This window comes from Streptomyces sp. NPDC001156, from assembly GCF_053598275.1.
The window spans coordinates 112,704-135,914 of record NZ_JBSFJX010000003.1; the positions used below are offsets into that span (position 1 = coordinate 112,704).

The 23,211-nt window shown below is 71.6% G+C and carries 19 protein-coding genes; 8 read left to right on the forward strand and 11 right to left on the reverse strand.

Going from position 1 to position 23,211, the window contains the following annotated elements:
- Positions 1–23: 23 nt before the first annotated feature.
- Together ACWDA7_RS02785 and ACWDA7_RS02790 are read right to left on the reverse strand one after the other, a co-directional pair.
- Positions 24–659, reverse strand: coding sequence for a class F sortase (locus ACWDA7_RS02785; protein WP_450602436.1), 636 nt, complete (start codon positions 657–659; stop codon positions 24–26).
- 112 nt (positions 660–771) lie between these two features.
- A complete protein-coding gene (locus ACWDA7_RS02790) occupies positions 772–1,296 on the reverse strand; it encodes a hypothetical protein (protein ID WP_450602437.1) in 525 nt (174 codons plus the stop codon).
- Between the two features lie 359 nt (positions 1,297–1,655).
- On the opposite strand from ACWDA7_RS02790, the gene ACWDA7_RS02795 reads away from it, so the two are divergent.
- On the forward strand, positions 1,656–2,255 hold the full coding sequence (locus tag ACWDA7_RS02795) for an NADPH-dependent FMN reductase (protein ID WP_450602438.1): 600 nt from the start codon (positions 1,656–1,658) through the stop codon (positions 2,253–2,255).
- Between the two features lie 49 nt (positions 2,256–2,304).
- Here the strand turns inward: ACWDA7_RS02795 and ACWDA7_RS02800 are convergent, their stop codons facing one another.
- From ACWDA7_RS02800 to ACWDA7_RS02815, 4 genes are all read right to left on the reverse strand, one after another.
- Complete coding sequence (locus ACWDA7_RS02800; protein ID WP_450602439.1) at positions 2,305–3,573, reverse strand: RNA polymerase sigma factor; 1,269 nt, start codon at positions 3,571–3,573, stop codon at positions 2,305–2,307.
- On the reverse strand, positions 3,570–3,989 hold the full coding sequence (locus tag ACWDA7_RS02805) for a YciI family protein (RefSeq protein WP_359403640.1): 420 nt from the start codon (positions 3,987–3,989) through the stop codon (positions 3,570–3,572). The genes ACWDA7_RS02800 and ACWDA7_RS02805 overlap by 4 nt, the downstream gene beginning before the upstream one ends.
- A 241-nt stretch (positions 3,990–4,230) precedes the next feature.
- A complete protein-coding gene (locus tag ACWDA7_RS02810) occupies positions 4,231–5,121 on the reverse strand; it encodes an aminoglycoside phosphotransferase family protein (RefSeq protein ID WP_450602440.1) in 891 nt (296 codons plus the stop codon).
- 97 nt (positions 5,122–5,218) lie between these two features.
- Entirely contained in the window at positions 5,219–6,868 is a 1,650-nt protein-coding gene (locus ACWDA7_RS02815) for a M4 family metallopeptidase (protein ID WP_450602441.1), read from the reverse strand.
- A 216-nt stretch (positions 6,869–7,084) separates the two neighbouring features.
- On the opposite strand from ACWDA7_RS02815, the gene ACWDA7_RS02820 reads away from it, so the two are divergent.
- Entirely contained in the window at positions 7,085–7,495 is a 411-nt protein-coding gene (locus ACWDA7_RS02820) for a gamma-glutamylcyclotransferase family protein (protein ID WP_450602442.1), read from the forward strand.
- Between the two features lie 388 nt (positions 7,496–7,883).
- A complete protein-coding gene (locus tag ACWDA7_RS02825) occupies positions 7,884–8,573 on the forward strand; it encodes a protocatechuate dioxygenase (protein WP_450602443.1) in 690 nt (229 codons plus the stop codon).
- A gap of 1 nt (position 8,574) precedes the next feature.
- Here the strand turns inward: ACWDA7_RS02825 and ACWDA7_RS02830 are convergent, their stop codons facing one another.
- Both ACWDA7_RS02830 and ACWDA7_RS02835 read right to left on the reverse strand, forming a co-directional pair.
- Positions 8,575–10,716 carry a molybdopterin oxidoreductase family protein gene (locus ACWDA7_RS02830; protein ID WP_450602444.1) on the reverse strand — a complete coding sequence of 714 codons (2,142 nt, stop codon included), beginning with the start codon at positions 10,714–10,716 and terminating at the stop codon, positions 8,575–8,577.
- A 122-nt stretch (positions 10,717–10,838) separates the two neighbouring features.
- The gene (locus ACWDA7_RS02835; RefSeq protein ID WP_450602508.1) at positions 10,839–11,534 is read right to left on the reverse strand and encodes a SanA/YdcF family protein; all 696 of its coding nucleotides are present in this window, start codon (positions 11,532–11,534) and stop codon (positions 10,839–10,841) included.
- 240 nt (positions 11,535–11,774) lie between these two features.
- Here ACWDA7_RS02835 and ACWDA7_RS02840 point away from each other — a divergent pair, with 240 nt between their 5' ends.
- The 4 genes from ACWDA7_RS02840 (at position 11,775) to dnaG (ending at position 17,602) form a co-directional block, all read left to right on the forward strand.
- On the forward strand, positions 11,775–12,677 hold the full coding sequence (locus tag ACWDA7_RS02840; protein WP_450602445.1) for a sirohydrochlorin chelatase: 903 nt from the start codon (positions 11,775–11,777) through the stop codon (positions 12,675–12,677).
- A gap of 197 nt (positions 12,678–12,874) precedes the next feature.
- Complete coding sequence (locus ACWDA7_RS02845) at positions 12,875–14,242, forward strand: deoxyguanosinetriphosphate triphosphohydrolase (protein WP_450602446.1); 1,368 nt, start codon at positions 12,875–12,877, stop codon at positions 14,240–14,242.
- Between the two features lie 104 nt (positions 14,243–14,346).
- A complete protein-coding gene (locus ACWDA7_RS02850) occupies positions 14,347–15,612 on the forward strand; it encodes an FAD-dependent oxidoreductase (RefSeq protein WP_432927331.1) in 1,266 nt (421 codons plus the stop codon).
- Between the two features lie 82 nt (positions 15,613–15,694).
- Complete coding sequence (gene dnaG, locus ACWDA7_RS02855; protein ID WP_450602447.1) at positions 15,695–17,602, forward strand: DNA primase; 1,908 nt, start codon at positions 15,695–15,697, stop codon at positions 17,600–17,602.
- Positions 17,603–17,621: 19 nt separating this feature from the next.
- Here dnaG and ACWDA7_RS02860 read toward each other — a convergent pair whose 3' ends face one another.
- Positions 17,622–17,984 carry a hypothetical protein gene (locus tag ACWDA7_RS02860; RefSeq protein WP_450602448.1) on the reverse strand — a complete coding sequence of 121 codons (363 nt, stop codon included), beginning with the start codon at positions 17,982–17,984 and terminating at the stop codon, positions 17,622–17,624.
- A gap of 156 nt (positions 17,985–18,140) precedes the next feature.
- Between ACWDA7_RS02860 and ACWDA7_RS02865 the strand changes: the two genes are divergently transcribed.
- A complete protein-coding gene (locus ACWDA7_RS02865; protein ID WP_450602449.1) occupies positions 18,141–19,436 on the forward strand; it encodes an RNA polymerase sigma factor in 1,296 nt (431 codons plus the stop codon).
- A 37-nt stretch (positions 19,437–19,473) separates the two neighbouring features.
- On the opposite strand, the gene ACWDA7_RS02870 is transcribed toward ACWDA7_RS02865, so the two are convergent.
- Both ACWDA7_RS02870 and ACWDA7_RS02875 read right to left on the reverse strand, forming a co-directional pair.
- A complete protein-coding gene (locus ACWDA7_RS02870; protein WP_450602450.1) occupies positions 19,474–21,402 on the reverse strand; it encodes an ABC transporter ATP-binding protein in 1,929 nt (642 codons plus the stop codon).
- Positions 21,402–23,135: an ABC transporter ATP-binding protein gene (locus ACWDA7_RS02875; protein WP_450602451.1), complete on the reverse strand. Its 1,734-nt coding sequence runs from the start codon at positions 23,133–23,135 to the stop codon at positions 21,402–21,404. The genes ACWDA7_RS02870 and ACWDA7_RS02875 overlap by 1 nt, the downstream gene beginning before the upstream one ends.
- Positions 23,136–23,211 lie beyond the last annotated feature (76 nt).

Sequence of the window (23,211 nt, forward strand, 5' to 3'; positions counted from 1 at the left end):
CGGGCCGTGGGCGGCAGGGCCGATCAGCGGGCGGCCGTGAGGCGTGCGAAGACGACCACGTTTCCCCGGTAGCCCGTCCCGCGTGAGTAGCCGCCACCGCAGGTGATCACCCGCAGCTCGGGGCGGTGCACCGTCCCGTACACCGTGTAGTCGGGGAAGTTCTTGTCCGAGAAGACCTGGACCCCGTAGACGGAGAAGACGGCCGTCGAGCCGTTGCGCCGGTGCACCTCGATCGTGCTGCCCTTCTTCACCGCGCCGAGGGCGTAGAAGACGGCCGGGCCCGTCGCGTCGTCGACATGACCGGCGACGATCGCGGTGCCCGACTCTCCGGGGGTGGCACCGCCCCGATACCAGCCGGCGAGGTTCTTGTACGTCGCGGGCGGGGGCTTGAGGCGGCCCGTGTCGGTGAGCCCGAGGCCGGTAAGAGGGGCGTCGACGCGGATCGACGGTATGCGTATGCGGTCCGGTGGCGAGGGCGGCAACGGGGGCGAGCCGGGCTTCACGCTGTCCGTCACCGCGGCCGCCTGCGCGGCCGACGGCTGCGGCGGTGCCTGGCTCTCGGCGCTGTGCAGCAGCCACACACCCGAGCACAGGGCGGCTATCGTGACGGATGCTATGGCGGCGTCTCCGACCGTGCCGGACGTGCCGACCTTGTTCACATGAAACTCCCATCGGATACGGGATCAAGAGCCCCCTCCGGGCCGCGAGGGGCATCGGACCCGGAGGGGGAGCGGGGGGCGGTACCGGCCGACGGACAGCGCGGAATGTCCGTCACATCCTGTCGGCTTTCGCCCGTCGATGCAGGAGCCAGGTACCGCCGGCGGCCGCGAGGGCCAGCGCCGCCACGCCGGCCGCGGACCGCACGGGGTCGGGGCCGAGTGCGCCCCCGACCCCTGTCTGCACGCTCCCTTTCGGAAGCGCCGGGTTCTTGGCCGCGGTCATGGAGACGATCAGGTCCCCCGCCACGGTGTCGTGCCGGGCGCCGGCGCACTTCGCGACGATCTCGTACGTGCCCGGCTGTGCGCTCGGCGGCACCCGGAACCGTCCGATCGCGTCCTGCTTATGCGTGCTGGGCACCAGGGTGAAGACGCCGGCGCCGACCGCGGTGGCGTCCCCGGCGGCCGAGCCGTCCGGGCCGCACGCCGCCGTGTTGACGGTCACGTCGGCTCCGGGGACCACGGTCGTGGGGAAGACCTCCAGCTTTCGGGCGTCACTGCCGTACGCGGTTCCGGCGGCCAGCGCCACGGCGGCGACGGCGAGCACAGGACCGGTGATCAGGCGGGCCGTTCGTCGCATGGCGGTGCTCCTCCGGGGACACGGCCCGCGGCACCCCCAGTGTGCCGCTGCGTAGGTCGTGCCCTGCACTCTCGAGGAAAAAGGCTGTGGGCCCGAGCCGCCTTCTGACGATATGTCAGAAATACGATGAACGAGTGTCAGGTCGACAGCCCCGCTGGCTGGAGGAGGCGGCATTCGGGCAGGTCGGCGGGCGTGCGACAGGGGGTCGCGACAGAACACCCGAAGGGCCCAGACGCGGCTGCGAAACGGGTGACGGAGAGTGAGACGCGCTGCGCGGTGACTGCGCGCGGGCCGGCCCGGCCGCGACCCGGAGGTGTGCGCTTGACCTCAAGAATGGTTGAGGTATGAGCCTGTGCGTCATGAACACCATCACAGATGTCCCCACTTCCGCGCCTGTCCGCGTCACCGTCGTGATCGGGAGCAACCGCCACGGCCGCTTCGCTCCCGTCGTCGCCGAGTGGCTGCTCGGCCGGATCCGTGAACGCGACGACCTTGTACCCGACGTCGTGGACGTGGCCGAGGCCGAGCTGCCCGCGACGCTGGCCCCGTCCCCCGGGGCGACGGCCGCGCTCGCCGAGGTCACCCCGAAGCTGGGCGGCGCCGAAGCGTTCGTCGTCCTCACCCCCGAGTACAACCACTCCTTCCCGGCGGGCCTGAAGAACCTGATCGACTGGCACTACACCGAATGGCGGGCCAAGCCGGTCGCCCTCGTCTCGTACGGCGGCGTCTCGGGCGGCCTGCGCGCGGTGGAACACCTGCGCCAGGTCTTCGCCGAACTCCACGCGGTCACCATGCGGGACACGGTGTCCTTCCACGGCGGGGGCGCCGCCTTCGACGAGGAGGGCCGGCCGCGTGACACGACGGGCCCCGATGCGGCCGCCAAGGTGATGCTGGATCAACTGGTCTGGTGGGCCGAGGCGTTGCGGGAGGCGAAGCGGACGCGGCCGTACGCGGGGTAGTCCGGCGCACCCGGGCGCGAGGCGGTTCGGTCGATGGGCAGCGCGTCGGTCAACTGGGGGGCGGTGTCTTGTCCGTGCCCTCGGCGCCGGGTCCCAGCCGTGCCGCCCGCATCTGGAGATAGCGGGTCTCTGGGATGCTGAGGGTGTGCCGCGCGGCCCGCTGGTACGCGGCCCTGGCGCCCTCCCGGTCCCCCGCCTTCTCCAGCAGGTGGGCGCGTACGGCGTCGAGCCGGTGATGGCCGGTCAGCCGGTCCTCTATCCCCGCCACTTCGGCGAGCCCGGCCTTCGGTCCCTCCACCATCGCGACCGCCACCGCCCGCCCCAGCGCCGCCATGGGCTCGAGGGTACGGGCCACGAGAAGGTCGTACAGAGCGAGGATCTGCGGCCAGTCGGTGTCCTGCGCCCGCTCCGCCTCGTCGTGCAGGGCGGCGATGGCCGCTTGCAGCTGATAGGCGCCGGCCGGGCCTTCGGAGAGCGCCTCCTCCACCAGCACCGTGCCCTCGGCGATCGCCTTGCGGTCCCAGCGTGCGCGGTCCTGCTCGTCGAGCGGGATCAGCTCGCCGTGGGGACCGCTGCGGGCCGCGCTGCGCGCCTCGGTGAGCAGCATCAGGGCCAGCAGGCCGGTGACCGTGCCCTCCCGCGGCAGCAGTCGCCGCACGGCACGGGTCAGCCGGATCGCCTCATGTGCGAGGTCCGCGCGCTGCAGAGCGGCTCCGGAGGTCGCCGTATAGCCCTCGTTGAAGATCAGATAGAGCACCTGGAGCACGGCCGCCAGCCGCTGGTCGCGGTCCTCGGGGCGCGGCTGACGGAACGGTACGTCCTTGATCTTCGCCTTCGCCCGGCTGATCCGCTGCGCGGCCGTCGCCTCGGGCAGCAGCAGCGCACGGGCGATCTCGGCCGTCGTCAGACCGCCGACGGCCCGCAGGGTGAGCGCGATCTGCGCGGCGGGCGTCAGGGCGGGATGGCAGCACAGGAAGAGCAGCGTCAGGGTGTCGTCGTCGGACGGGGCGCGGCTCTCACCGGGCGGAGGCGCCGTGAAGGCGTCCCGCGGGGTCAGCTGCGCCGCCGTCTCCTCGCGCCGACGCCGCGCCTCGTCGCTGCGCAGCTGGTCGGTGAGGCGGCGCGAGGCCACCTTGATCAGCCAGCCGCGCGGATTGTCCGGTACGCCGGTCCTGGGCCACTGCTGCGCGGCGGCGAGCAGTGCCTCCTGTACGGAGTCCTCGGCCGGGCCGAAGTGCCCGTAGCGGCGCACCAGCGCGCCGAGGACCTGCGGTGCGTGCAGCCGCAGCAGGTCCTCGACCTCGTTCGTGCCTGTCACGGGCACAGATCGCCGCCGCTCTCCTGAATGGGGCGGATGACGACCGGGTGGTCGGGCGAGCCCTCCGGGACCGGGCACCGGGCGACGCGCGCCGCGATCTCCGTGACCCGCTCCAGGCTCTCGCAGTCCAGCACCCAGTACCCGGCGAGCACTTCCTTCGTCTCGCCGTAGGGGCCGTCCGAGATCACCGGGCGGCCGTCCTTGTCCGCCCGCACGAAGCGGGTCTGCGCGGGTTCGACCAGCCCCTGGGCGTCGACCAGTTCACCGGACTCGGCGAGGTCGTCGTTGACGGCCTGCATGAAGGAGAACATCGTCTGCAGGTCCTTCTCGCTCCAGACCGGGCTGTGCTCGGAGCCCTTTCCCTGCATCGCGTAGTAGTCGGCTTGTGAGCCCTGGACCATCACCAGATACTTCATGATTCCGCTCCCTGGGTGCGTGCCGCCCCTTGTGGGCAACTTTCACAGGGGACGTCGGAGCCGTCGACGCTTTCTCGACACCGCGCCGGAAGTTTTTTCCCGGCATCTTCGAATCCGCCGCGGACCTGCGCGGATGCGTGCGAAGGAGCAGCCGGCCGTTCCGGTCGGGCAGGGCGGGTGGCGGTGCGCGGGTCCTGGAGGACCGCTGTGTCCGAAGCGCCCGTTGCTCCGCCGCGCCCCCTCAGCCCGCGAGCGCCTCCGCCACTGTCCGGTGGCCCACCGCCGCCAGGACCGGGTTCGTCTGCCGGTAGTAGTGCTCCGCCATCAGCCCGAAGCACAGGGCCCATCCCCGTCCCCGCGCCCACGTCGCGTCCTCGCACTCGGCCGCCTCGCGGAACGCCTCGCGGGTGCCGGTCGTGAAGACAGCCCATGCGGCCAGGGTGTCGGCCGCCGGATCGCCCACGCCCAGGCCGCCGAAGTCGATCACCGCGGTGAGCCGGCCGGCCCCGGTCAGCAGATTCCCGGGCAGGAGGTCGCCGTGCAGCCACACGGGATCGCCGTCCCACTGGGGGAGCCGGAGGACCTCTTCCCACAGCGCGGTCGCCGCGGCCGCGTCCACCCGGCCTTCGGCGCCCAGATCGCGGATCGCTGAGCGGACGTGTGCGTCGTTCGCCCCGACCGGGCCGCCGCGCCAGGAGGCCGGGCCGCCGGTCGCGTCGGCCTTGCGCAGCGCCGCCACGAAGCGGCCCAACTCCTCGGCTGCCGAGGTGAGATCGGCGAGGGGCGCGTCGTAGGCGTTCTCGCCGTCCAGCCAGCGCAGCACCGACCAGGGCTGCTCGTACCCCGGCCCCGGCTCGCCCCGGCCGAGCGGCACCGGGACCGGCAGCGGGAGGTGCGGGGCGAGCAGCGGGAGCCAGCGTTGCTCCTTGGCCACCTGCCCGGCGGCGCCAGGGCGGCGCGGCAGCCGTACGACCATGTCGTCGCCCAGCCGGAACATGGCGTTGTCGGTCCCGGCGGACGGGACGTCGGCGAGGGGCAGCCCCGCCCACCGCGGGAACTGCTCCGTGATCAACCGGCGCACCAGGGCGCTGTCGACGTCGAGTTCGTCGGCGTGCATCTTCGCGGCGGACATGGGTCTCCGTGCGGCCGTCGGCGGGTCGGGTGCCGGAGCGTAGGCGCACCGGGACCCGGCCCGCCACGGATTTACGCCCGCCGCGGCACGGCGGTGATCAACTCACGTTGACCGCGCTCCACGCCGCCGCCACCGCGTTGTACTCGGTGCTGCCCGCGCCGTAGAGGTCCTTGGCCGCGTTCAGCGTGGCCGTGCGCGCCCCCGCGTAGTTCGTCGAGGACGTCATGTAGACCGTCAGGGCCCGGTACCAGATCTTGCCGAGCTTGTCCCGGCCGATGCCCGTCACCGTGGAGCCGTTGCAGGTGGGGGAGTCGTAGGAGACACCGTTGAGGGTCTTCGCGCCGCTGCCTTCCGCCAGCAGGTACGCGAAGTGGTTGGCCACGCCCGAGGAGTAGTGGACGTCGAGGTTCCCGACCGACGAGCTCCAGCAGTCCGCCGAGTTCCCGTCCTTCGACGGCTTGTCCATGTACCTGAGCGCCGACTTGCCGAAGCCCGAGCGGACGATCTTCTCGCCGATGAGATAGTCACCGGGGTCGGAGGAGTTGTTGGCGTACCACTCCACCAGGGTTCCGAAGATGTCCGAGGTCGCCTCGTTCAGGCCGCCCGACTCGCCCGAGTACGTCAGCGCCGCCGTCTTCGACGTCACGCCGTGCGACATCTCGTGGCCCGCCACGTCCAGCGCCACCAGCGGGCCGAAGGTCGTCCCGTCGCCGTCGCCGTACGTCATGCAGAAGCAGCTGTCGTCCCAGAAGGCGTTGTTGTAGTTGGTGCCGTAGTGTACACGGTTGTACGAGCCCTTGCCGTCGCCCGCGATGCCGTTGCGGCCGTGGACGTTCTTGTAGTAGTCCCAGGTCTCGTCGGTGCCGTACTGCGCGTCCACCGCCGCCGAGGAGCGGTCCGAGGCCGTGCCCGTGCCCCAGTGGTTGTCGGAGTCGGTGAACAGGGTGGCGGGCGCACGGCTGAAGCAGATCCCGAGGAAGCACAGGTCCGTCTTGTTCGCGGCGTCGCCGGTGTAGGTGTTGCCCCGGGTCGGGTCCTTGAGCTGGTACGTCGATCCGGACTGCGTCGTCTCAAGACCGACCGTGCCGCTGTAGAGGGACTGCCCGTCGCCGCTCGCCGTCTCGATGCTGTCCCACGCGTCGATCTGCTTCCCGGTGCGGGCGTCCGTGAGGACCGTGCGGGCGACCGGGTTGCCGAGCGAGTCCTGGCCCACGACATCGGTACGCCAGGCGAGCCGCGGCGCCCCGTGCAGCGCGTCGACGACGAGCTGCGGCTTGGCGGTCACCTTCTTCAGCAGCTCGCCGGCGTTCGCAGCGCGCAGCGCGGCGGTGGCCAGGTCGGCCGCCTCGGGAGCCTTGACGGAGGGAGTGGTCGTCGGCACGGTGATGGCACGCTTCGTGGCCCGGTCCGAGCTGCGGTAGGAGCCGTTCGGGCTCATGTGGACGACGAAGTCGCCGCCGAGGACGGGGAGCTGACGGTACGTACGGTCGTAGCGCACATGCTGGCTGCCGTCGGCGTCCACGACGACGTCGCGTACGCTCGTGCCCTGTGCCGGGGTCAGGCCCAGACGCGTGGCCTGGTGCACCAGTGCCGCGGCGGCGTTGTCGATCGCGGTGACCCGGCTGGGTCTGTCGGTGGCGCCGGCGGTGGGGGCGGGGGCGAGAGCGGCGGCCAGCAGGGCGGCGGTGGTCGCGGCGGTACCGGCCGCGGTGAGACGGGAACCTCGGATGTGCCGTATCCGACTCATCGGTCTCCTCGGGAAGGCGCGTGGGGGCGCATAGGGGGGCCGGAGGCGGGGACCTCAGGCGTTCCCCTGATTTAAGGGTTCATGACATGTCATGTCCATAGCGCGGTCGGGGAGATGTGTGTGGGGGGTGAGGATCGTTTCGGCAGGCGCGGTCAAAGGTGCGAAGGTAAGACGACGCATGGTTGCGGCCGACAGGACGGGCGAGGGAGCGGACGCGTGAGACTGCCGTTCTTCGTGTACGGGACGCTGCGCCCCGGCGAGTACAACCACGACCTCTTCCTGCGCGGCCGCACCCGCCGCGAGGAGCCCGGCCTGCTGCCCGGCGCCGTGCTGTACGACGGCCCCGGATACCCGTACGCGGTGGAGCAGGACGGGGGCACGGTCACCGGTGAGATCGTCACCGCGCTGCCCGAGGCGTACGGCGAACTGCTCGCCACCCTCGACCGGCTGGAGGAGTACGTGCCGGGTGATCCCCACACCTTGTACGAGCGGGTGCGCCGGGACGTCACGGCCGCCGACGGCAGGACCGTGCACGCCTGGGTCTATGTCGCGGGGCCCGCGGTCGCCGCACGGCTGCGCGCGCACGGCAGACCCATCGAGGGCGGGGACTGGTCGGCGCGCCGCTGAGACCCGGGATGTCCGGCTTTCGAGTGAGCCGGAGAAGGGGCGTGGCCGCATCGCTCGTGCGGGCGACCGCCCTGTGTGCCCTCTCCCGCAGCCACGATGCTGCGCCTAGGGTCCGGGCCATGAGCGAAAGCGACTTCACCCGGCGGCGGGCGCTCGCGCTGGGCGGCGCCGCCGCGGGTGCCGTCCTGGGGCCCGTGCTCAGTTCCTGCTCCCCCGTCCCGGGTCTCCCGGGGCCCCGGTCCCGGCAAGGTGCCGAGCCCCGCTCCCGGCGACGGACTGTGCGTCCTCAACCCGAGCGTCACCGTGGGGCCCTACCACCTCGCCGGCGCCCCGTTCCGCAGACATCACCGGGGGCAAGAAGGGCGTCCCGCTCACGCTGCGGCTGACCGTGCGCGACGAGCCACACGCGTGCGCGCTCCTCAAGGACGCCGCGGTGGAGGTCTGGCACTGCGACGCCTGGGGCTACTACTCCGGCTACCCGACCGCGCGGCCGGGCGGCACCGTGCCCGCCGCGGGCAGCGACAACAGCGGCGCGAACCCACGGACGTATCTGCGGGGCTTCCAGACGACCGACGCCGGCGGGACCGCCGAGTTCGCGACCGTCTTCCCCGGCTGGTATGGGCGGCGGGCCCCGCACATCCACGTCAGGGTGCACACCGGAGGCAGAGCGACCGGCGGCACCTACGCGGACGGCAGGGTCAACTGGACCGGCCAGCTCTTCTTCGCGGACCGGTACTCCGACGAGGTCGGCGCGAGGGACCCCTACACCCGGCACACCGGCACGCGCACCCGTCTCGCTCAGGACCTGGTGTACCGCGGAGGCGGCACGAGGGACGGGCTGATGCACGTCACCAGGGACGCGGACAAGGGGCTGCTGGCGACGCTGACCATCGGGATCGATCCCACGCGGGAGAACACAGGGGAAAGCACGCGCGGCGACGGCTCCCCGCTCCCGGAGTCCCGATCGTCCGGCGGGACGTCCGGGGCACCGCAGCCGGGCGTGCCGTCCGGCGGAGCGACAGCGAGCACCCCGCCACCGGACAGCGCGGCGAGCGCCTCACGGACGCCCACCCCCTGAGTCACTCTCCCGCGGCGCCCCTCACCCGCTCCAGCCGTACCGCGCACACCTTGAACTCCGGCATCCGGGAAGTGGGGTCGAGCGCCGGATTGGTCAGCGTGTTGGCGCGGCCCTCGCCCGGCCAGTGGAAGGGCATGAAGACGGTGTCGGGCCGAATGGCACGGCTGATCCGCGCGGGTGCGACGGCCCGGCCCCGTCGTGACACCACGGCCACCGCCTCCCCGTCCACCGCGCCGAGCCGCTCGGCCAGCCGGGGATGCATCTCCACATACGGGCCCGGCGCGGCGGCGTTCAGCTCCTCCACGCGCCGCGTCTGCGCCCCCGACTGGTACTGGGCGACGACCCGGCCGGTGGTCAGCAGTACCGGATAGTCGTCGTCGGGCTCCTCGGCGGCGGGACGGTACGACACAGCGGCGAACCGCGCCCGCCCGTCACCGGTGGCGAAACGGTCGAGGAAGAGGCGGGGGGTACCAGGGTGAACGGCGGTCGGTGGCCCGTGGAGCCCGGAATCATCCGGGAGTACGTCCTCCCCGGCGGCCGGCGCCGGGCACGGCCAGAACACCCCGTTCTCCTCCGCCAGCCTCCGGTAGGTGATCCCGGAGTAGTCCGCCGGGCCGCCCGCAGTCGCGCGGCGCAGTTCGCCGAAGACCTCCTCCGGGTCCGTGGGGAAGCCCTTCTCCATGCCCAGCCGGGCGGCCAGTTCGTGCAGGACCTCCAGATCGCTGCGGACCCCGGGCGGCGGGGCGAGCGCCCGGCGGCGCAGCAGGACCCTGCCCTCCAGGCTGGTCGTGGTGCCCGTCTCCTCCGCCCACTGCGTGACCGGCAGGACCACGTCGGCCAGTTCCGCCGTCTCGGAGCGGACCACGTCGCACACGGCGAGGAAGTCCAGTGAGCGTAGCCGGTCCTCGATGTGCGCCGCGCGCGGTGCCGACACCACCGGGTTGGACCCCATCAGCAGCAGCGTGCGGACGTCCGTGCCCAGCGCGTCGAGGAGTTCGTAGGCGCTGCGGCCCGGGCCCGGCAGTGCGTCCGGGTCCACCCCCCACACCCGGGCGACATGGCGCCGCGCCGCGGGGTCCGTCAGGCTGCGGTAGCCGGGCAACTGGTCCGCCTTCTGGCCGTGTTCGCGGCCGCCCTGCCCGTTGCCCTGGCCCGTCAGGCAGCCGAAGCCGGACAGCGGCCGGCCCGCGCGGCCGGTCGCCAGGCACAGGTCGATCCACGCACCCACCGTGTCCGTGCCCTTGGACTGCTGCTCGGGTCCGCGGGCGGTGAGCACCATCGCGGCCTTCGGCTCGCAGAACAGCCGTACCACCGCCCGGAGTTCGGGCACGGACACCCCGGTGATCCGCTCGACGTACTCCGGCCAGTGCGCCATCGCCGCGGCCCGCGCCTCCTCCCAGCCGCGGGTGCGCTCCCTTATGTACGCCTCGTCCGTGCGGCCCTCGGCCACGATCAGGTGCAGCAGACCGAGCGCCAGCGCCAGATCCGTGCCCGGCCGGGGCGCCAGATGCAGGTCCGCCTGCTCGGCCGTCCGGGTACGCCGCGGGTCGACGACGATCAACGTGCCGCCGTTCTCCTTCAGTTCCGTCAGATACCGCAGCGCGGGCGGCATCGTCTCCGCCAGGTTGGAGCCGACGAGGATCACGCATCCGGTGCGCGGCACGTCCTCCAGCGGGAACGGCAGCCCCCGGTCCAGGCCGAACGCCCGTACGCCCGCGGCCGCCGCCGACGACATGCAGAACCGCCCGTTGTAGTCGATCTGCGAGGTGCCGAGGACCACCCGGGCGAACTTCCCGAGCGCGTACGCCTTCTCGTTGGTCAGGCCGCCCCCGCCGAACACCCCGAGCGCGTCCGGGCCGTGCTCCGCCCGCGCCCGGGCGAGCTCCCCGGCTACGCGGTCCAGGGCCTCCTCCCACCCGGCGGGCCTGAGAACCCCTGCGCGGCGCACCAACGGCGAGGTCAGCCGGACCCCCGACGACAGCAGCGCGGGTGCCGTCCGGCCCTTGCCGCACAGCGCGCCCCGGTTCACCGGGAAGTCCGCGCGCTCGCTCACCTCGACGCCTCCCGTCGGGGCGGGCGAGAGATTCATCCCGCACTGGAGTGCGCAGTACGGGCAATGGGTGGGCGTCGAGGTGTTCCGCATACCGCCCAGCCTGCGTCGGCGGTGTTACGTGCCGTGGCGGCCGCCGGTTACACGGCCGGGACGGCGGCCTCCCCGCGGGCCGCCCGGCGCGGTGAGGTCCCGTCCGCCCGTGCTCCGCGCCCTCAGCCCCGCGCCGCCGCGAGTGCCTTCACGACCCCCTGCTCCTTGGGGCCGAGGAAGGTCGGGTCCGGCTGGAACAGCGCGTCCACGGCCGCCTTGCCCGCCGCGAGGACCTCTCGCGTGCCGCCGTAGTACCAGGTCGCGTCGTGCTTGTCGTCGACGCCGACGCCGTACGACGTCACGCCCGCCGCCCGGCACAGGGCGACGGCGCGCCGGATGTGGAAGCCCTGGCTGATCAGGACCGCCCGGTCCACACCGAAGATCTTCTTCGCCCGGACGCAGGAGTCCCAGGTGTCGAACCCGGCGTAGTCGCGCACGACCCGGCCGCCCGGTACACCGTGCTTCGTCAGATAGACGCGCATGGCGTCCGGCTCGTCGTAGTCGTCGCGGCTGTTGTCGCCGGTGACCAGGACTACCTTGATCCGGCCCGCCCGGTACAGCTGCGCGGCCGCGTCGAGCCGGTGGGCGAGGTACGGCGACGGCTCGCCGTCCCACAGGCCGGCGCCGAAGACGACGGCCACATCGGTGCGGGGCACATCCGCGGTCGTGCGCAGCCGGCTGCCCGTGGTCAGGAACATCCAGGTCGCCGGCAGTAGCGCCAGCACACACAGCAGTACAAGACCCTGTACGGCCCGCCGCTGTCCCGCACGCGTACGCGGCAGCTTCGGTCTGCGGATCCTCAGGCGCGGCAGGCCCATCGAAACGCGTCCCCCCGGGTCGCTCGCTCTCACCAGTGTCACCAGTGAGGACGTAGCGTACGGTGATCCGGTTCGCGCCGGACTCGGACGGACCCGCGGTCGACGGCCCCGCTCCCCGCGAGGGGCTGCGGACGGCACCGCGCTTCTCACCCCTTGCGCCCCGATGAGGTGAAGTCCCGGAAAACAGCGCGGTCACGGTGGTGCAACAGCCCGGCAATCTGCTGCCGCCAGGATCGGTCCATGACGGCGTCGAACCCTCCTCGAGACGAGTCCCAGCCCAGCCCCGGCGGCCGGCCGCTCCAGGGCGCCCACCTCGACAGCACGGCGCAACTGATGGACCGGATCACCAGTCAGCTCGGCAGCCGGCTCGGCCTGGTCAGCATGAACGGCTCCCGGCGCCCGGCCCCGCCCGCGCTGGTCCTCGTGGCACACGGCAGCCGCGACCCGCGCGCCCTGTCCACCGTGCGCACCCTCGCCGAACGGGTCCGCGAACTGCGCCCCCACCTGCCCGTGCACCTCGGGCACATCGAGCTGAACGAGCCCCTGCTGCCCGACACGCTCGCCGCGCTCGGCGACCCCGGCGCCGTCCTCGTACCGCTGCTCATCAGCCGCGGCCACCACGTCAAACGGGACATCCCCGAAGCCGTCGCGGCGGCGCGGACGGACATCCGTATCGCCGCACCGCTCGGATCACACCCCCTCCTTGTGGAGACCCTCTACGCCCGGCTCGTCGAGGCGGGCTGGCGCACCACGCTCAGCGACGGCCGGCGCCGGGCGAGCGCCGTCGTGCTCGCCGCCGCCGGTTCCCGCGACCGGGACTCCGCCGTCGATACCCGTCGCATCGCGGAGCTCCTCGCCGAACGCCTGGACGTCCCCGTCGTCCCCGCCTATGCCTCCGCCGCCACGCCCACCGTGTCCGAGGCGGTGCGCGCGCTTGCCGCCCGCGGCCGTCACCGGATCGCCGTCGCCTCCTGCTTCGCCGCGCCCGGCCGCTTCGCCACGGAGTGCGCCGAGGCCGCCCCCGGGATCGCCGCGGCCCCGCTCGGCGCCCACCCGGCGATGGCCCGGCTCGTCCTGCACCGCTACGACCAGGCACTCGCGCCTGCCGAGCCGACCGCCGAGCCCGCGCTGGCCACGGCCTGAACCCACCGGCTCCGCTCCGGCCGGCCGGTTCCGGGACCCCCGTCCGCGCCTACACCCCTCGGCGCTCCCGCCCCGAATCCGGCCGCGTTCGCCCGGGAGAACCCGAGGCCGCCCTTCACCCGTGCGCCCGCGAAACGGCCCGCCGGTAGACGGACGCCCGAATCCCGATTGTCATTCGCTGCGATTACTGTCGGGTCATGGACGGGACTGCACCGAAGGCCTACGACACTTGCGCGCGGTACGAGAACGGCGCGGCCGGCTCGGCGTACGACGCGGCGGCCGTCGAGCGCTGGGCACCCGAACCCGACAAACGCCCGGGACGCACGGCCTTCCAGCGCGACCGCGCGCGGGTGCTGCACTCGGCGGCGCTGCGTCGGCTCGCTGGCAAGACACAGGTCGTCGCCCCGGGCATCTCCCAGGCCCTCGGCTCCGCGGCCGCGGGCGAGACCAGTACCGACGCCTGGGACGCCAGCCCCCGCACCCGGCTCACCCACTCGCTGGAATGCGCCCAGGTCGGCCGTGAGCTCGGCGCCGCCCTCGGTTGCGACCCCGACCTCGTCGAGGCGGCCTGTCTCTCCCACGACCTCGGCCACCCGCCGTTCGGGCACAACGGCGAGCAGGCGCTGAACGAGTTCGCGGAGGACTGCGGCGGCTTCGAGGGCAACGCCCAGTCCCTGCGGCTGCTCGCCCGCATCGAGCCCAAGCGTTTCGTGGGGGCCGACACCGGTGAACTCGTCAGTGTGGGCCTCAACCTGACGCGGGCCGTCCTCGACGCCGCCACCAAGTACCCCTGGCCGCGCGGCGCCCACCCCACCGATCCCACGTCCCGGAAGTTCGGTGTCTACGAGGACGACCGCCCCGTCTTCGACTGGGTCCGCAAGGACGCCCCCGGCCACCGCACCTGCTTCGAGGCCCAGGTCATGGACTGGTCCGACGACGTGGCCTACTCGGTGCACGACTTCGAGGACGGCCTGCACGCCGGCCATATCGACCCCGGTTGCCTGCACGCCGAGCCGGAGCGGCAGGCGGTGTTCGCCGTCGCCCTCGGGCGGTACGTGCCGGCGGACACCGACCCCGAGGAACTGGCCGAGGCCCTCGACCGGCTTCTCACCCAGGAGTGGTGGCCGCGCGGCTACGACGGCTCCGCGGTCGCCCAGGCCCGGCTGAAGGACGCCACCAGCCAGCTCATCGGCCGCTTCTGCCTGGCCGCGGAGGGCGCCACCCGGGCGGCCTACGGCAGCGGGCGCCTCACGCGGTACGCCGCCGAACTCGTCGTACCGGCCGGCGCCCGCATGGAGTGCGCGGTCCTCAAGGCGGTCGCCGACCGGTACGTGATGCAGCGCGCCGAGCAGGAGCGGCTCCGCGCCGACCAGCGTGTCGTGGTCGCCGAGCTGGCCGAGGCGCTCACCGCCCGGGCCCCCGAAGGACTCGACCCGCAGTTCCGGGCCCTGTTCGCCGAGGCGGCCGACGACCGCGCCCGCAAACGGGTGATCGTCGACCAGATCGCCTCGCTCACGGACGCCTCGGCGCGCTCCCTGCACGCACGGCTGACCCGGCGGACATGAGCCGAAGGTGACGGGACCCGGCCTGATCGGGGCACTCCCTCTTCCCGCACCACGCTCCATGCGAGAGGCTCGCATATGGCGACATCCTTAAGAGGAGGCATCAAGTGGTCGACGCGGATCAGACGTTCGTCATCGTCGGGGGAGGTCTCGCCGGTGCGAAAGCGGCCGAGACACTCCGCGCGGAGGGTTTCACCGGCCGGGTGATACTGATCTGCGACGAACGTGACCACCCCTACGAGCGGCCCCCGCTCTCCAAGGGGTACCTCCTCGGCAAGGAGGAGCGAGACAGCGTCTTCGTCCACAAGCCCGCCTGGTACGCGCAGAACGACATCGAGCTGCACCTCGGCCAGACCGTCGTCGCCCTCGACCGCGAGGCCAGGACGGTCCGGTTCGGTGACGACGGCACCCTCGTCCGCTACGACAAGCTGCTGCTCGCGACCGGAGCCGAGCCCCGGCGCCTCGACATCCCGGGCACCGATCTCGCCGGTGTCCACCATCTGCGCCGGCTCGCCCACGCCGAGCGGCTCAAGGGCGTCCTCGCCTCGCTCGGCCGGGACAACGGCCACCTCGTGATCGCGGGCGCCGGCTGGATCGGCCTGGAGGTCGCGGCGGCGGCCCGCGAGTACGGCGCCGAGGTGACCGTCGTGGAAGCCGAGCCGACCCCGCTGCACGCGGTCCTCGGCCCCGAGCTGGGCAACCTCTTCGCCGAAGTGCACCGCGAGCACGGCGTCCGCTTCCGCTTCGGCGTACGGCTCACCGAGATCGTCGGCCAGGACGGCATGGTGCTGGCCGCCCGCACCGACGATGGCGACGAGCACCCCGCGCACGACGTGCTCGCCGCCATCGGCGCGGCGCCGCGGGTCGCCCTGGCGGAGTCGGCGGGGCTGGAGCTGGCCGACCGCGCGCAAGGGGGCGGCGTCGCGGTGGACGCGGGGTTGCGCACCTCCGACCCGCACATCTACGCGGCGGGGGACGTGGCGTCCTTCCGGCACGAGCTGTTCGGCACCCGGCTGCGGGTCGAGCACTGGGCCAACGCCCTCAACGGCGGCCCTGCGGCCGCCCGGTCGATGCTGGGCAAGGACATCACCTACGACCGCGTGCCCTACTTCTTCTCCGACCAGTACGACCTCGGGATGGAGTACTCGGGGTGGGCGCCGCCGGGGTCGTACGACGAGGTGGTGATCCGGGGCGACGCCGGAAAGCGGCACTTCATCGCCTTCTGGCTGAAGGAGGGGAGGGTGCTGGCCGGTATGAACGTGAATGTGTGGGACGTCACAGACCGCATCCAGGACCTGATCCGGGCCAGGACCGTGGTGAACCCGGAGGCGCTGGCGGACCCCGGAGTGCCGCTGGAGAGCCTGTCCGCCTAGGTGCCCGCGCGTGCGCCCCGCGTCTTCGCCGGGGCGCCGCACGAGCCCCGTGGCTGTCGGTGCGCCACCGTAGAATCTCCTCGTGGCAGGACGGATCAACGACGAGGACGTGAAGGCGGTACGGGACGCGGTCCCGATCGACTCCGTCGTGTCCGAATACCTCCAGCTGCGCAACGCGGGCGGCGGCAACCTCAAGGGCCTGTGCCCGTTCCACGACGAGAAGTCCCCGTCCTTCCAGGTCAGCCCGAGCAAGGGCCTGTTCCACTGCTTCGGCTGCCAGGAGGGCGGCGACACCATCACGTTCGTGATGAAGGTCGACCACCTTTCCTTCTCCGAGGCGGTCGAGCGCCTCGCCGCCCGGACAGGCATCACGCTGCGGTACGAGGAGGGCGGGTACAACCCGACCCACCAGCGCGGTGAGCGCATCCGCCTGGTCGAGGCCCACAAGCTGGCCGCCGAATGGTACGCGGAGCAGCTCGGCTCCGGCCCCGAGGCGGAGACGGGACGGAAGTTCCTGGCCGAGCGCGGCTTCGACCAGGCCGCCGCGCTCCACTTCGGCGTCGGCTACAGCCCCCAGGGCTGGGACCACCTCACCCGCTTTCTGCGCGGCAAGGGCTTCAGCGACAAGGAACTGCTGCTGTCAGGTCTCTCCCAGGAGGGCCGCCGCGGCCCCATCGACCGCTTCCGGGGCCGGCTGATGTGGCCGATCCGCGACATCGGCGGCGACGTGGTGGGCTTCGGCGCACGAAAGCTGTACGAGGCGGACAACGGGCCGAAGTACCTCAACACGCCCGATACGGCGATCTACCGGAAATCGCAGGTCCTGTACGGCATCGACCTGGCGAAGAAGGACATCGCGAAGTCGAGCCGGGCGGTGGTCGTCGAGGGGTACACGGACGTCATGGCCTGCCATCTCGCGGGGGTCACCACGGCCATCGCGACCTGCGGCACGGCCTTCGGCGGTGAGCACATCAAGATCCTGCGACGGCTGCTGATGGACAACGGCTCGGCCCGGGTGATCTTCACCTTCGACGGTGACGCGGCCGGACAGAAGGCGGCACTGCGCGCCTTCGAGGACGACCAGAAGTTCGCCGCCGAGACGTACATCGCGATCGCGCCGGACGGCATGGACCCCTGCGAGCTGCGCCTGGCGAAGGGTGACGAGGCCGTATCCGACCTGGTCGAACCCCGCACCCCGCTCTTCGAGTTCGCGCTCCGCCAGATCGTCGTACGGTACGACCTCGACACCCCCGCCGGCCGCGCCGCAGCCCTTGACGAGGCGGCCCCCATCGTCGCCCGCATCAAGAACAGCGGCGCCCAGCACGAGGTCGCGGTCCAGCTCGCCGGCATGCTCGGCATCCTCGACACCCAGTTCGTGGTCAAGCGGGTGGCGCAACTGGCCCGTTGGGCACGCGACCGGGGCGGCAGGGGACCCGCGCCCGCCGGCCGCCACCCCCAGCAGCCCTACCAGGCAGCTCCCCGCCCGGCGGTCTCCGGCCCGGCGCTGAACCTTCGCAACCCGGTCTTCGCGACCGAGCGCGAGCTGCTCAAACTCGCCCTCCAGCGACCGGAGTTGGTCTCCCCGGCGTTCGACGCGTACGGGATGGACGAGTTCACCGCGCCGCCGTACGCGGCGGTGCGCCAGACGATCATGGAGGCGGGGGGTGCGGAGTACGGTGCGCAGGACCCGCAGGAGTACCTGGTCCGGGTCCGCGAGGCGGCCCCCGACGACACGGTCCGCGCCATGGTGACGGAGCTGGCGGTCGAGGCCATCATGCTGCGCAAAGAGGTGGACGACACCTACGCGGGAGCCCAGCTGGTCACGGTCCGCCGCCGCGCGGTCGAACGCCGTGTCCGCGACATCCAGAGCACCCTGACCCGCCTCGGCTCCCACGCGGACCCGGCCCACCTCTCCGCCGTACAGAACGAGCTGTGGGTCCTGCAGCAGTACGACCAGGCGCTGCGCGAACGGGGGGCGGCCGCGCTGTGAGCGCCGCCGCACAGGGTTCCTAGTCGTCCCGGCCCGACTCGGGCGGGGCGATCCCGAGGTGGTCCAGGACCGCGGCCTGTCCTGCGGCCAGGGACCGCAACATCCCGCTGTGCTCGGCCAGGATCCTGCCGTGCTCGACCTGCCCGGCCACGAGGGCTCCCATCAGCTCCCCGTGTTGGTGCAGCGTCCTGCCATGCTCGAGCTGGGTGTCCCGCAAGGCCCGGATCAACTGCATGTCCGCTCGCCGCTGTTCCTGCAGCGCGGCGACGTCCCGGTCGGACCCGACGGCGAGGTTACGCGTCGTGGCCTGCTGCTCCACGACCTCGTCCACGCGCGCCTCGCCCGCCTCGAGGCGACGTCGCAGCTCCTCGTTCTCGCCCATGTTCCCCATCTTGCCCGATCGGTCCTTCCCCTATGTTCCCAGTTCCCCGGTCAGATGGTCGAACGAACTGAGTAACCACCCGGTCACGCACCGGACTCAAAAAGTGGACGCACGCCCCTCGTGGGAGCGATGTGTCGTACTCCACACTGGGTTCCGGTGCCTGAGTCCTCGGAGCGCGGCCGACCCGCCCACAGCGGGTCCGGCATCCCCGCGGTTCCGCTCATCGACTACGGGATGGCCGGCGGGCGGACCACCGGACCCATCCCCGACATACCGCTGCCGCATGTCTCAGCAGCGACATTCCTGGAGGTCGCCCCCGTGCAGACCCAGACCCTCACACAGACCGACGTCGTCAGCGACGAGCCGGGCATGGATACCGGCGTCCTCACGGCGGTGTCCACGCACAACGGGCTCGCGCAGGACCCCGGGACGGAGGCCGAGCCTCAGGAGCCGCCCGAACTCGACGAGCCACCCGCGGGCGAGGCCACCGAGGAGCCCGAGCCCGTCGAACCGCTGCGCGCCCCCGCGGAGACAAGCGGCAGCCCCTCCTCGGACCTGTTCCGTCAGTATCTGCGCGAGATCGGCCGCATCCCCCTGCTCACGGCAGCCGAGGAGGTGGAGCTCGCCCGCCGTGTCGAAGCCGGCCTGTTCGCCGAGGAGAAGCTGGTCAGCTCTCCGGACCTGGACACCCGGCTCGCCCTGGACCTGGACCGGCTGGTGGTCATGGGCCGGATGGCCAAGCGCCGGCTCATCGAGGCCAACCTGCGGCTCGTCGTCTCCGTCGCCAAGCGGTACGTCGGCCGCGGACTGACCATGCTGGACCTCGTGCAGGAGGGGAACCTCGGCCTGATCAGGGCCGTCGAGAAGTTCGACTACGCCCGCGGCTACAAGTTCTCGACGTACGCGACCTGGTGGATCCGTCAGGCCATGTCCCGAGCCCTGGCCGACCAGGCCCGCACCATCCGCGTCCCGGTCCACGTGGTCGAACTCATCAACCGCGTCGTCCGCGTCCAGCGCCGTATGCTCCAGGAGCGCGGCTACGAGCCGACGCCGGAAGAGGTCGCCGCCCATCTGGAGCTGCCCAGCGAGCGCGTCAGTGAGGTGCTGCGGCTCGCCCAGGAACCCGTCTCCCTGCACGCCCCCGTGGGCGAGGAGGACGACGTGGCCCTCGGCGACCTCATCGAGGACGGCGACGCCGCGAGCCCGGTCGAGTCCGCGGCGTTCCTGCTGCTCAGGGAGCACCTGGAGGCGGTTCTCTCCACCCTTGGCGAACGGGAGAGGAAGGTCGTACAGCTCCGGTACGGCCTCGCAGACGGCCGTCCCCGCACCCTCGAGGAGATAGGCCGCATCTTCGGCGTGACGCGTGAACGCATCCGCCAGATCGAGTCCAAGACCCTGAACAAGCTCCGGGACCACGCGTTCGCGGACCAGTTGAGGGGCTACCTGGACTGAAAAAGGGGGCCGCTCGCAGGGAGCGGCCCCCAGGGACTCAGTCGACCTCGGCCACCGCTTGGGCGAACTGCGCCTTGTACAGCCGTGCGTAGGCACCGTCGGCGTCCACCAGATCGCTGTGTGTGCCCTGTTCGACGATGGACCCGTTCTCCATCACCAGGATCGTGTCCGCGTCCCGGATCGTCGACAGCCGGTGTGCGATCACGAAGGACGTCCGTCCGTGCGCCAGTTTCGCCATCGCCTTCTGGATCAGGACCTCCGTGCGGGTGTCCACCGAACTGGTCGCCTCGTCCAGCACCAGGATCACCGGGTCGGACAGGAACGCCCGCGCGATGGTGATGAGCTGCTTCTCACCCGCGCTCACCCCCGTGCCCTCGTCGTCGATCACGGTGTCGTAGCCGTCCGGCAGCGTACGGACGAACCGGTCGGCGTGCGCCGCCCGCGCCGCCTCCTCGATCTCCCCCCGCGTGACCTCGCGCGCGGCGCCGTACGCGATGTTCTCCGCGATCGTGCCCCCGAACAGCCAGGTGTCCTGGAGCACCATCCCGATCGAGGCCCGCAGTTCGTCCCGGGACATCTTGGCGACGTCGACCCCGTCGAGCGTGATCCGCCCGCCGGTGACCTCGTAGAACCGCATCAGCAGGTTCACGAGCGTGGTCTTCCCGGCACCCGTCGGGCCGACGATCGCGACCGTGTGGCCTGGTTCGACCTTCAGCGACAGATCCTCGATCAGCGGCTTGTCGGGGTCGTAGCGGAACGACACGTGCTCCAGCGCGACCCGGCCCCGCAGTTCCTCCGGACGCTGTCCCTGCTCGGGGTCGGCGGCCTGCTCCTCCGCGTCCAGCAGGTCGAAGATCCGCTCCGCCGAGGCGACCCCGGACTGCACCAGGTTCGCCATCGACGCCACCTGCGTCAGAGGCATCGAGAACTGCCGCGAGTACTGGATGAAGGCCTGGACGTCACCGATGGACAGGGAGCCCGACGCGACCCGGAGTCCACCGACGACGGCCACCAGCACATAGTTCAGGTTCGACACGAACATCATCAGCGGCTGCATCACACCGCTGTTGAACTGCGCCTTGAAACCGGCCTCGTACAACTGCTCGTTCTGCTCGGCGAACTGCTGCGCCGACTCGTCCTGGCGCCCGAACACCTTGACCACGGTGTGCCCGGTGTACATCTCCTCGATGTGCGCGTTCAGCTTGCCGGTGGTGCGCCACTGCTGCACGAAGTGCGGCTGGGAGCGCTTGCCGATCCGCGTGGCCACGACGAAGGAGAGCGGCACGGTCACCAGTGCGACCAGCGCCAGCACCCAGGACACCCAGAACATCACCACGAGCACACCGACGATGGTGAGCAGGGAGTTGACGAGCTGACCCATCGACTGCTGGAGCGTCTGCCCGATGTTGTCGATGTCGTTGGTCGCGCGGCTGAGCACCTCACCGCGCTGCCGCTGGTCGAAGTACGACAGCGGGAGCCGCGACAGCTTCGCCTGCACGTCCTCGCGCATGCGGTAGACGGTCTTGTTGATGGCCCGGTTGGACAGCCGGGTGGACACCGCCATCAGCAGGCCGGCCACCAGGAACGTGCCGAGCGCGAGCAGCAGGACGTTCCCCACGGCATCGAAGTCGATGCCCTTGCCCGGGGTGAAGTCCGTGCCGGAGAGCATGTCGGCGATGCCGCCCTCGCCCCGCTTCCGCATGGACTCGAGCACCTGCTCCTTGGTGAGTCCCGCGGGCATCTGCCGGCCGATGATCCCGGCGAAGACGAGGTCGGTCGCCCTGCCGAGGATCTTCGGCCCGATCACGGAGAGCCCCACGCTCAGCACGCCGCAGACCAACATCGCGACGATGAGGGTGCGTTCGGGCTTGAACTGGGCGAGGAGCCGCTTTCCGGATCCCTTGAAGTCCATCGAGCGCTGGTCGGGGCCGCCCCCGCCCATCATGCGTCCCATGGGCCCGGCCATCAGGCAGCCTCCGCTTCCGTGAGCTGGGAGAGCACGATCTCCCGGTAGGTCTCGTTGCTTGCCATCAGCTCGTGATGCCGGCCGGTGCCGACGACCCGGCCCTCGTCGAGGACCACGATCCGGTCGGCGTCCCTGATGGTCGCCACCCGCTGGGCGACGATCACGACGGTCGCCTCCGCGGTCTCCTGCGCGAGCGCCGCCCGCAAGGCCGCGTCGGTCGCGTAGTCGAGCGCGGAGAAGGAGTCGTCGAAGAGGTAGATCTCCGGACGCTGGACGAGGGTGCGAGCGATGGCCAGACGCTGGCGCTGGCCGCCCGAGACGTTCGTCCCGCCCTGCGCGATGGGAGAGTCGAGCCCGTTCTCCAGCTTCGAGACGAACTCCTTGGCCTGCGCCACCTCCAGCGCCTGCCACAGCTCCTCGTCGGTCGCATCGGGATTGCCGTAGCGCAGGTTGGTGGCGACCGTGCCCGCGAACAGGTACGGCTTCTGCGGGACCAGCCCGACCGTCTTCGCCAGCAGCCGCGGCTCGACCTCCTGGACGTTCACGCCGTCCACGAGCACCTCGCCCTCGGTGGCGTCGAAGAGGCGGGGGATCAGCCCGAGCAGGGTCGACTTACCGCTGCCGGTGGACCCGATGACGGCCGTGACCTCGCCGGGCCGCGCCACCAGGTCGATGGACTTGAGGACCGACTCCTCGGCACCCGGGTAGCGGAACCCGGCGCCGCGGATCTCCAGATGGCCGTGGCGCCGCAACTCGACCACCGGGGCGGTGGGCGGCACGACGCTGGACTCGGTGTCGAGCACCTCCTCGATGCGCTCGGCACACACCTCCGCGCGCGGCACCATCATGAACATGAAGGTGGCCATCATCACGGACATCACGATCTGCATCAGATAGGCGAGGAACGCGGTCAGGTCGCCGATCTGCATGCCGCCGCTGGCGATGCGGTGCGCCCCGAACCAGACCACGGCGATCGAGGAGAGGTTCACCACGGTCATCACGATGGGGAACATCAGCGCGAGGGTCCGGCCGGTGTGCAGGGAAACCTCGGTGAGCTCCGTGTTGGCCTCCCCGAAGCGGCCCTTCTCGTAGTCGTCACGGACGAAGGCGCGGATGACCCGGTTGCCGGAGATCTGCTCGCGCAGCACCCGGTTCACCGTGTCGAGACGGACCTGCATGCTGCGGAACAGCGGCCGCAGCCTCCGCACGATCAGCGTCACGCTGATGCCGAGCACGGGCACCACGGCGACCAGTACGCCGGACAGCGGCACGTCCAGGCCGAGCGCCAGCACGATGCCGCCCACGCACATGATCGGCGCCGACACCATCAGGGTGAACGTCATCAGGGTGAGCATCTGCACCTGCTGCACGTCGTTCGTGGTGCGGGTGATCAACGACGGCGCCCCGAAATGGCCGACCTCACGGGCGGAGAAGGACTGCACCCGGTCGAAGATGGCGGCCCGGATGTCCCGGCCGACGGCCGAGGCGGTGCGGGCACCGAAGTAGACGGCGCCCATGTTGCACACGACCTGGCCGAGGGAGACCCCGATCATCAGGCCACCGAAGGTCAGGATGTAGTTCGTGTCGCCCTTCACGACACCGTTGTCGATGATGTGCGCGTTGAGGGTGGGCAGGTACAACGTGGCGCAGGTCTGCAGGAACTGCAGCAGCACCAGCAGGAGGATCGGTTTCTTGTACGGGCGCAGGTGGGCCCTCAGAAGTCGTATGAGCACGCGAGATCTCTCGGAGTCGTCGACGGACGGCATCGCGGTCGGTGATGCACCACCCACTATCGTCCGACACTCCACC

What these genes read in the sequence shown, in the direction of transcription:
- ACWDA7_RS02790 (WP_450602437.1), bottom strand. Translation starts at nt 1,296, where the DNA reads ATGCGACGAACGGCCCGCCTGATCACCGGTCCTGTGCTCGCCGTCGCC.
- ACWDA7_RS02795 (WP_450602438.1), top strand. Translation starts at nt 1,656, where the DNA reads ATGAACACCATCACAGATGTCCCCACTTCCGCGCCTGTCCGCGTCACC.
- ACWDA7_RS02805 (WP_359403640.1), bottom strand. Translation starts at nt 3,989, where the DNA reads ATGAAGTATCTGGTGATGGTCCAGGGCTCACAAGCCGACTACTACGCG.
- ACWDA7_RS02810 (WP_450602440.1), bottom strand. Translation starts at nt 5,121, where the DNA reads ATGTCCGCCGCGAAGATGCACGCCGACGAACTCGACGTCGACAGCGCC.
- ACWDA7_RS02815 (WP_450602441.1), bottom strand. Translation starts at nt 6,868, where the DNA reads ATGAGTCGGATACGGCACATCCGAGGTTCCCGTCTCACCGCGGCCGGT.
- ACWDA7_RS02830 (WP_450602444.1), bottom strand. Translation starts at nt 10,716, where the DNA reads ATGCGGAACACCTCGACGCCCACCCATTGCCCGTACTGCGCACTCCAG.
- ACWDA7_RS02835 (WP_450602508.1), bottom strand. Translation starts at nt 11,534, where the DNA reads ATGGGCCTGCCGCGCCTGAGGATCCGCAGACCGAAGCTGCCGCGTACG.
- ACWDA7_RS02840 (WP_450602445.1), top strand. Translation starts at nt 11,775, where the DNA reads ATGACGGCGTCGAACCCTCCTCGAGACGAGTCCCAGCCCAGCCCCGGC.
- ACWDA7_RS02845 (WP_450602446.1), top strand. Translation starts at nt 12,875, where the DNA reads ATGGACGGGACTGCACCGAAGGCCTACGACACTTGCGCGCGGTACGAG.
- ACWDA7_RS02860 (WP_450602448.1), bottom strand. Translation starts at nt 17,984, where the DNA reads ATGGGCGAGAACGAGGAGCTGCGACGTCGCCTCGAGGCGGGCGAGGCG.
- ACWDA7_RS02870 (WP_450602450.1), bottom strand. Translation starts at nt 21,402, where the DNA reads ATGGCCGGGCCCATGGGACGCATGATGGGCGGGGGCGGCCCCGACCAG.